The organism is Sinomonas gamaensis (assembly GCF_005876955.1).
In the GTDB taxonomy this organism is placed as follows: Bacteria; Actinomycetota; Actinomycetes; order Actinomycetales; family Micrococcaceae; genus Sinomonas; species Sinomonas gamaensis.
Genome location: NZ_SSCL01000032.1, coordinates 1 through 4,908 on the forward strand (window position 1 = coordinate 1; position 4,908 = coordinate 4,908).

At 66.6% G+C, this 4,908-nt stretch carries 6 protein-coding genes; 5 read left to right on the forward strand and 1 reads right to left on the reverse strand.

The genetic code is table 11. From position 1 onward, the window contains the following. Positions 1-490: 490 nt before the first annotated feature. Positions 491-1,723, reverse strand: coding sequence for an IS256 family transposase (locus E5679_RS20615; protein ID WP_420821099.1), 1,233 nt, complete (start codon positions 1,721-1,723; stop codon positions 491-493). Between the two features lie 794 nt (positions 1,724-2,517). Here E5679_RS20615 and E5679_RS20620 point away from each other — a divergent pair. The 5 genes from E5679_RS20620 to E5679_RS20640 all read left to right on the forward strand — a co-directional run bounded on the left by E5679_RS20620 (position 2,518) and on the right by E5679_RS20640 (position 4,830). Then, on the forward strand, positions 2,518-2,991 hold the full coding sequence (locus E5679_RS20620) for an SRPBCC family protein (protein WP_171042502.1): 474 nt from the start codon (positions 2,518-2,520) through the stop codon (positions 2,989-2,991). A gap of 43 nt (positions 2,992-3,034) precedes the next feature. Next, a complete protein-coding gene (locus tag E5679_RS20625; RefSeq protein ID WP_138419410.1) occupies positions 3,035-3,505 on the forward strand; it encodes a hypothetical protein in 471 nt (156 codons plus the stop codon). Between the two features lie 97 nt (positions 3,506-3,602). After that, on the forward strand, positions 3,603-3,809 hold the full coding sequence (locus tag E5679_RS20630) for a hypothetical protein (protein WP_138419412.1): 207 nt from the start codon (positions 3,603-3,605) through the stop codon (positions 3,807-3,809). Between the two features lie 79 nt (positions 3,810-3,888). Continuing rightward, complete coding sequence (locus E5679_RS20635; RefSeq protein ID WP_138419414.1) at positions 3,889-4,236, forward strand: hypothetical protein; 348 nt, start codon at positions 3,889-3,891, stop codon at positions 4,234-4,236. A gap of 111 nt (positions 4,237-4,347) precedes the next feature. Next, on the forward strand, positions 4,348-4,830 hold the full coding sequence (locus E5679_RS20640) for a hypothetical protein (protein ID WP_138419416.1): 483 nt from the start codon (positions 4,348-4,350) through the stop codon (positions 4,828-4,830). Positions 4,831-4,908: the final 78 nt, after the last annotated feature.

Sequence of the window (4,908 nt, forward strand, 5' to 3'; positions counted from 1 at the left end):
ACTCCTACCGCACCCGCCAGCGCCGAGAACTCCTCGCCAAGGAGAACCGCGCATCCAACAGCTAAGCCTCGCGAGGGGTCAAAATTCAGACGTCGCCAGGGGGTCAAAATTCAGAAGTCGTTGACAGGACCGGGATCCGACGATGATCTCCATTGATTCATCCTCGCTTCCTGTATGAACCGCACAATGTTGTCCCTGCCCGGGCGGACCCGGGACCAGCTCCGATTGCAGGAGACCTGATCCCAGCCAAGACTCCTGGCAGGTTCGGCAGGGCCGCAAGCGAAGAGTATCTCCGTGCGTGACGGCCGTCACATGAACCTAGCACCCGCCCTGCCCCCTGCCCACCCCCGGCTGTTCGCCCAGCGCGAAGCATCGTCGGCCGATGGAGTATCAGCGCGAGACCGGTTCCGGCCGGTGGTTGCGCCCGATACATCCGCTCGCGGTGGTCGTGGGACTGTCCGAATAACGGTGGGAACGGCATGGCGTGCATTTAGTTGATTCGGCCTTCGAAGGCGATCGCGAAGGCGTTCAGTGCCGGCTTCCAGCGTGTGGCCCAGCGTGCCCTGCCGCGTCCGGTGGGGTCAAGGGAGCGGGTGACGAGGTAGAGGCACTTCAGCGCGGCCGCGTCGTTGGGGAAATGCCCGCGGGCCCTCACCGCACGCCGGTAGCGCGCGTTGAGGGACTCGATCGCGTTGGTGGAGCAGACCACGCGGCGGATCTCCACGTCCCAGTCCAGGAACGGGGCGAACTCGGCCCACGCGTTGCGCCAGAGCCTGCTGATGGCCGGGTACTGGGCGCCCCACTTCTCGTCGAACTCCTCGAACCGCTCCCGGGCCGCGGCCTCGGTCGGGGCCGTGTAGACGGGCTTGAGGTCCTTGCCCATCTCCTCCCAGTAGTGCCGGGAGGCGAACCGGAAGGTGTTGCGGATCAGGTGGATGACGCAGGCCTGGACCATGGCGAGCTCCCAGACCGCGGTGATCGCGTCCGGGAGGCCCCTGAGCCCATCGCACACGGCGATGCACACGTCCTCCACGCCACGGTTCTTGATCTCGGTCAGGACCCCGAGCCAGAACTTCGCGCCCTCCCCGCCGTCCCCGGCCCAGATCCCCAGGATGTCCCGTTCGCCGTTCACCGTGACGCCCAGGACGACGTAGAAGGGCTTGTTGCGCACCTGCCCATCGCGGACCTTGACGTGGATCGCGTCGATGAACACCACCGGGTAGACGCGGTCCAGCGGACGGTTGGCCCACTCGGCCATCTCCTCGCAGACCTTCTCGGTGATCCTCGAAATGGTGTCCTTGGAGACGGCGGCGCCGTAGACCTCCTCGAAGTGCGCGGCGATCTCCCCGGTCGTCAGGCGCCGGGCGGACAGGGACAGGACGACCTCGTCCATCCCGTCCAGCCGGCGCTTGCGCTTCTTGACGATCTGCGGCTCGAACGTGCCCTCCCGGTCCCGCGGGACCTCGATCTCCACCGGCCCGATCTCCGTCAGCACGGTCTTGGACCGTGTGCCGTTCCGAACGTTGGGTCCTGGCCCGTGCCTCTCGTGCCCGAGGTGCTCGGTCATCTCCGCCTCGAGCGCGGTCTCCAGCACGGTCTTCGTCAGACCGGCCAGTAGCCCGCCGGGGCCCACCAGCCCCACGCCCTGTTCTATTGCCTGTGCCAGCAGCTGCTCCGCGAGCTCCTTCTGATCGATGATCTCCCCAGTCACAGGATCGATCATCTCGACGGTGTCGGTCATAGCCCTTCCTTTCGGTTAGGCCACGCCGTTCCCACCGTTAATCAGACAGTCCCCAACAAGGCCACGCTCAGCACCTCGGCGATCTGAGCCGTGGCACCGGGCCGGGTCGTCCTGATCACCTGCGACTTCTCCGACCCGTGGGTGAAGAACACGGTCGTCACCGCGGAGCCGCTTGGCTGAACCAGCCACTGTCGCAGCACGGCGATCTCCGGGCATGCAAGAGCCGCGACCGTGAATTCGGTCAGCGTCTCGGTCCCTATTCACTTCACTGGCTCGGCTTTGGAGTTAGACATGGAAGTCACGGGGATAGGCGGGGGGCCTTGCGTCAGTCCCTGAATGTGGAGCGAGCAAAGTCATGCCCACCAACAGAGCAGCGGACACGAGTGCGCGCAACAGCTTCTTCATGGTTCTTCCTCGGAGCGCGAGGTGATTCGTCTGGCTGCTACGCCTCCGCGAAGCGTGATGCTGCTGTGATCCGCCTTGTCCAGAACCGGGAATCAACCGGAAGAAGCTGAGAGCTTCCTCCCAAGCAATTGACGATTGCATCATCCCCTGAGCCACCATTGTCGCCACCCCCGACGCGGCGTATTTTGTTGGCAGCGGGGACCATCACGAATCGCACCATCGCGGATCTGCCGCTGGGGGCTATGCCGCTTCCCGCTCACGCGGGCCATCCTCCATGCACCCCTGCTCGCTCCGAAGCCCGGCACCCAGCGCCCGTGGGAACGCGCCATGCCCAGCCGCCTTCGCCGAGGATCTCCCCTGAGGAGGGAGATATGCCCACCATCGAAGAGAGCGTCTTCATCGCAGCCCCGCCCGAAGAGGTCTTCGCCTACCTCGACACACCGGCCAACATCCCCGAGTACTCCGGCAACGTGGTGACCGCCGAACTCGACGGAGAGGGCCCCGTGCGGGTCGGCTCCCGGATTCGCGGCACCAGCAAGATCCTCGGCCGGACCTTCGACTGGCTGGTCGAAGTGCAGGAGCATGATCCGCCCAAGACGGCGGTGAGCCGCTCGGTGGAGGGGAAGATCAACTTCGCCACCACCTATGAGGTCATGCCAGAGGGACAGGGGACGCGGGTGAACTACCGCATCGATGCCGACCCCGGCCTCGGCGGCGTCTTCGGCAAGCTCGCCGACGCCCTTGTCCAGAAGGCGTACGCCCGGCAGGTCCACGCCGACCTTGCGACCCTCGCCGAGATCCTCACCGAACAACGAGAAGGCGAGCGAGGAACCGCCACCGGCTGAAGCCCGGCGGAACCGAGCGCGCGAGGCCTACTGGGAGGCCGTCATGGGACACGCAGCAACCCACACACCCCACCTGCCACTGCATCCGCCGTCGATCCACGTGATAGCTGAATCGGCGGCTGCGCTGCTCGCCGCCCTCCTTGCCGCCCTCGCCGCCTTCGGACTCTCAGCGGACTCGCGCGTCCAACTCGTGCAGCCAGCGGCAGGGCCACCCGTTGAGACCATCCCAATCCCGGCCGCCGACCCCTACGGCATGGCCGCCCGCCCCACGCGGGACGCCGCCGTGAAACTCGTGGGCATCTGCACCGCGGCCAAGGCAACGGTGTCGGAGGGCAGCGCCTCCGCCACGACAGCGACGGCCATCAGCGGCCTCGCCGCCGGTCTTCCGAGTACGCTCTCGGCGTGGCGCACTCACGCCGAGAGCGTCGCGAACGCCGCCGGGACGACGGACACGGAGGGGCTCGCCAAGGCCCTTCAACGCCTCACAGCCGACTGCAGAGACGGCGGCTACTAAGCCCCTTCCTCGCGGAGAAGGCCCGGAGACCAACGGACACTCTTCGGCCTCCTTCACCCCATCAATCGCACCCAAACCCCAAAAGGAGGGGGTCACCATGACCGAGACCCATAACCCCAAAGAGAGAACGAGAACTCCTGCCCTGGCGGCCATCGGCGGCCTCGCCGCCCTGCTCGGCGGCCTCCTCGGCGCCATTGCTTCATGGATTCCCTCACACCAGAGGGCTGCGTGGGAGGGACCTGCAGCGCCCTCCGGAGCACCCCGCCACAAGTCGGCGCACTCGCCCTCGCCGCCATGGTCCTAACCCTCATCGGCCTCATCGGACTCGCCTCGTTATCGAGGGCGCATGGCCGCAGCGTCTGGACGGCAACGAGACCTCCGCCGTGGTGTTCGCTGCCGGACTGGCCTCCGCGAGCGGCTACAGCGCGTTCGCCGCTGGCACGGTCAACGAATCGTGGGCTTGGTGGGCGTTCGGCGCCACTGGCTTCCTGGCGATGATGCTCGGCCTCGTCCTCGGTGCGGTCCACGTCATCGTCACGGGGATCCTGCCCAGATGGGCGGGGATCATCGCCGCACTTGCCAGCGCCGCGTTGGTCTTCTTCAACACCGAGGCCGCGATGGTGCTGGTCGTGGTGCCCGCTGGGCTGGCATGGGCCCTTATCGGCGGGCTCACCCTGAAGGAGGCACTCGGGGACCTTGACTTCGGGCACGCCCCAGCCATCGGCCACTGAGGCGCGGCGGAGGTCACGTTGAGGAATGCAGCGCGAAGAAGATCCTCGTCTCCCCAAAGGAACACCCACTCGCGAAGGGGTGAGGCAGGCCCGCAGGGAAGCCTCACCATCGTGGCGGCTTCGGCGGCGCTCGTCCTCTTCGCCCGGTGGCTGCTGGCGCTCATCATCGATGTCAGGTACTGGCATCCGGACGATCCGGACGACTACGCCGCGATCGCTCTGACCTCGGCGGGCCTGTTCCTTCTCGCGGCCACGCTCTGGCTGCTGCGAGCCGCGGACGATCTGGCCACCGACCAGACCCGCCGTGGTGTCTGGCGATGGTCTCTCGCAGTCGGAGCCTTTGCGGCGGTGGTCGCCGGTCTGGGGAATCTGGCCGAGGACTGGATGCGGGTGCAGTGGGCCGGGTGGGCCTTCATTATCGGTTCATTGACGCTCGTCGTGGCCCTGTTCCCAGCCGCAATCGTGCGCCTTTCGGCTCCCGGACCGAGACGGGTCGGCTACCCCTTGGTGCTCATCGGGATCATCCTTGGCGTGTTCGCGGGCTTCTTGGGCTCAGGACTTCGAAGCAACGCCTGCGATGATTTCGGGGCATGAGCTGAGGAGTCGCATGGAGCGTAGGGAGCTGACCCCTGAGGATCGGCTGATGATCCAGGCCGGGATCGGGAAGCGGAT